We start from the raw sequence: 2508 nt of genomic DNA, 5'->3' as shown, positions 1-2508 counted from the left end.
GGCCGGGTGAACCCAGGGCATCCCCCGTGCGGGTGAGTTCCGGAAAACGCTTTCTTCGGGAAACCGCAATGCTTCCGGCCGCTGCTGTCACCGGAGTGGAGCAGGGTGAATATTCTCCGTGGCGGGGGATTGCCCTGGATGGAGTCCGTACCTGCGCGGCGCGTCATCGCGTTCGTCGGTTCGGGTTAAACCGTTTGGGTTAAACAAGCGCCTTGTGCGACCGCCTTCGTGCGGAGTGGTCGTGCAACGCCGGAACCGGGGTCCGCGATGCGAGACAGCGAACGGACACCGCAATCCGTGCAGACCAAGAGGAGGTCCGCGTGGTCGATCGGCTCGTGCTCGCCGCCGCCGAGCTGGGGTTCCTGCTGCGGGTCAGACCGCCCGCGCTCGCCGGGGTGCGCGAGGAGCTCGCCCTGCCCGCGCCGCGCGTCCCGCACGACGGCCTCGACTCGCTCGTGCACCGGGGGCTCGCGACCCGGACCGGCCGGGCGTTCCGGCCCTCGCCCCGGCTCGCCGCCGTGATCGAGGCCGCCGCCACCGCCGACCGGATCACCCGGATGCTCGGCTGGCGCGGCGACGTGCCCGTGCTGACGCACCTGCTGAGCGGGCCGCGCGGGCACCTGCGGCTGTGCCCGGACGGCGCGGGCGGCTGGGACGTGCGCCTGCTCGAACCGGGGGTGACCGCCAGCGCCCAGGCCGGGCGCTTCCTCGACGCGCACCTGAGCGGCGACCGGGAGTCCTCGGTGCTGCTGAAGATCGGCTCGCCGCAGGGCAACGTGAGCATGGCGGTCGCCGTGGACGGGCAGGGCCGCTGGTCCATGTCGGACTCGCTGTCGGTGCCCACGGCGCCCTCGTCGCGGGCCATCGCGGTCGCGCGGATCGCGGAGCTGCTCGCGGGGTGACGGGGGAGCGGACGGCCTGCCTGTCCCCGTGCTGGAACCCTGGCTGATCGCGGCCCTGGAGCGCGCCGTCGCGCGGCTCGGGATCGTGGTGGACCCGGACTGCGCGCACTTCGCCGAGCTGTTCGGGGCCTGCCTCGTCGGCGTGCCGGTGCGCGCGTTCGGCGGTTCGCCGCTGCTGGAGGACGTCGACGTCGTCGCGCTCACCCTGCGGTTCCGCGCCGACGCGCGGGTCTGCGCCGCCGACCCCGCCGGGAACCCGCTCTTCCCGGACCCCACCGGGCTGGTCTGCGCCGCCGACCACGACCTCGGGGCTGGGGTCCGGGTGCTCGCCGAGGGGTTCGCGGCGTTCCTGGCCCGGCACGCGCACGACGGACCCGCGCGCGAGCGCCCGCGCACGACGAGGCCCCGCGCCTCACCGCACCGGCGCGAGGCCCTCGTCGCACGGGACCGGGATCAGTCCGTGGTGTAGGTCAGGCAGTTCGCCGCGTGGTCGCCCTTGCCGGGCCCGATGCGCACGCTCGACGCCGAGCACTCCAGGTCCTTGTTGTGCGAGCAGTCCGACCGGGAGCACGCGCCGACCTGCGCGACCACCTTCGGCAGCCCGCCCTTGGTGTCCAGCGGCACGAAGGTGCCGCAGTCGGCGGTCCCGTTGACCCCGCTCACCGTGATCGCGAACGCGTGGCAGCCGTCGTGGTTGTACGAGCAGCCGGTCACGGTGCACTCGTGGACGGCGGGCATATCCATTGTCGTCATGACCGTTCCTCAGCGTCTAGTCGGCTCGGTGGAAACAACCTCCCACCCCGACACAACCGCGGCAAGTCGAAAATGTTTAGGCCAGGCTAACCTGAACGCCAAAAGAACAGCATAACCGCTGGTCAAGCCACCAAAGGGCAAATTTCATGAAATTAATTCAAACCACTCAGAGGAATCCGGCAGTCTCCTAAGGAAAGCCTTACCTGAACCCTCAGTCGAAGTGCCGCAACCACCGTTCCAACAACCCCTCCAGCACTCGCGCCTCCTCGGGGTCCAGCAGTTCCAGCAACCGCCGCTCGTTCGCCATGTGCTCGGTGAACGCCCGGTCGAACACCCGCTTCCCCGCCTCGGTCAGCGCCACCACCCGCCTGCGCCCGTCCCCGTCGGTCATCCGCCGCGTCACGAGCCCGTCGCGCTCCAGCCGGTCCAACCGCTTGGTGATCGCCCCGGTGGTCACCATCGTGTGCTGCGCCAGCTCGCCCGGCGCCCGCTCGTAGGGCTCCCCGGCCCGCCGCAGCGCGGCCAGCACGTCGAACTCGCCCTCGCCGAGCCCGTGCCGCCGGTAGACGACCGAGATCTCCTCCATCAGCGCCGCCGCCAGCCGGTGCAACCTGCCGATGACGCCCTGGGGCGACACGTCCACGTCCGGCCGCTCGCGCGCCCACTCGGCCTGGATGCGCGCGACCCGGTCCAAGCCCTGCTCGGGGGTGTGGTCCACGGCTCGTCACGCTACCGCTTCCATGGAAGCTATATTGCTTCCATGGAAGTTACTTCCCAGGAAGCTACCTGGCGCTGTCCCCTGATCACCGCCGTCGCCCCGCTGGCCTGGGGCTCGGTCTACTACGTCACCCAC

4 protein-coding genes are annotated in these 2508 nt (G+C 71.1%); 2 read left to right on the top strand and 2 right to left on the bottom strand.

Annotation, left to right across the window (positions count from 1 at the left end; genetic code table 11):
* The first annotated feature begins 320 nt into the window (after positions 1-320).
* The gene (locus tag ACTUAL_RS21880; protein WP_440901556.1) at positions 321-902 is read left to right on the top strand and encodes a hypothetical protein; all 582 of its coding nucleotides are present in this window, start codon (positions 321-323) and stop codon (positions 900-902) included.
* 28 nt (positions 903-930) lie between these two features.
* A complete protein-coding gene (locus tag ACTUAL_RS21875; protein WP_440901555.1) occupies positions 931-1371 on the top strand; it encodes an SMI1/KNR4 family protein in 441 nt (146 codons plus the stop codon).
* Here ACTUAL_RS21875 and ACTUAL_RS21870 read toward each other — a convergent pair.
* The gene (locus ACTUAL_RS21870) at positions 1356-1655 is read right to left on the bottom strand and encodes a DUF1540 domain-containing protein (protein WP_096492927.1); all 300 of its coding nucleotides are present in this window, start codon (positions 1653-1655) and stop codon (positions 1356-1358) included. The two genes, ACTUAL_RS21875 and ACTUAL_RS21870, sit on opposite strands and share 16 nt — an antisense overlap.
* Positions 1656-1866: 211 nt before the next feature.
* Positions 1867-2373, bottom strand: a complete 507-nt coding sequence (locus ACTUAL_RS21865; protein WP_096492928.1) for a MarR family winged helix-turn-helix transcriptional regulator — start codon at positions 2371-2373, stop codon at positions 1867-1869.
* Between the last annotated feature and the right edge of the window lie 135 nt (positions 2374-2508).

The sequence above is a fragment of the Actinosynnema sp. genome, assembly GCF_052038725.1.
Note: the sequence above shows the minus strand (reverse complement) of the source record. Positions and strands in the feature narration are given on the sequence as shown.

What these genes read in the sequence shown, in the direction of transcription:
- ACTUAL_RS21870 (WP_096492927.1), bottom strand. Translation starts at nt 1,655, where the DNA reads ATGACGACAATGGATATGCCCGCCGTCCACGAGTGCACCGTGACCGGC.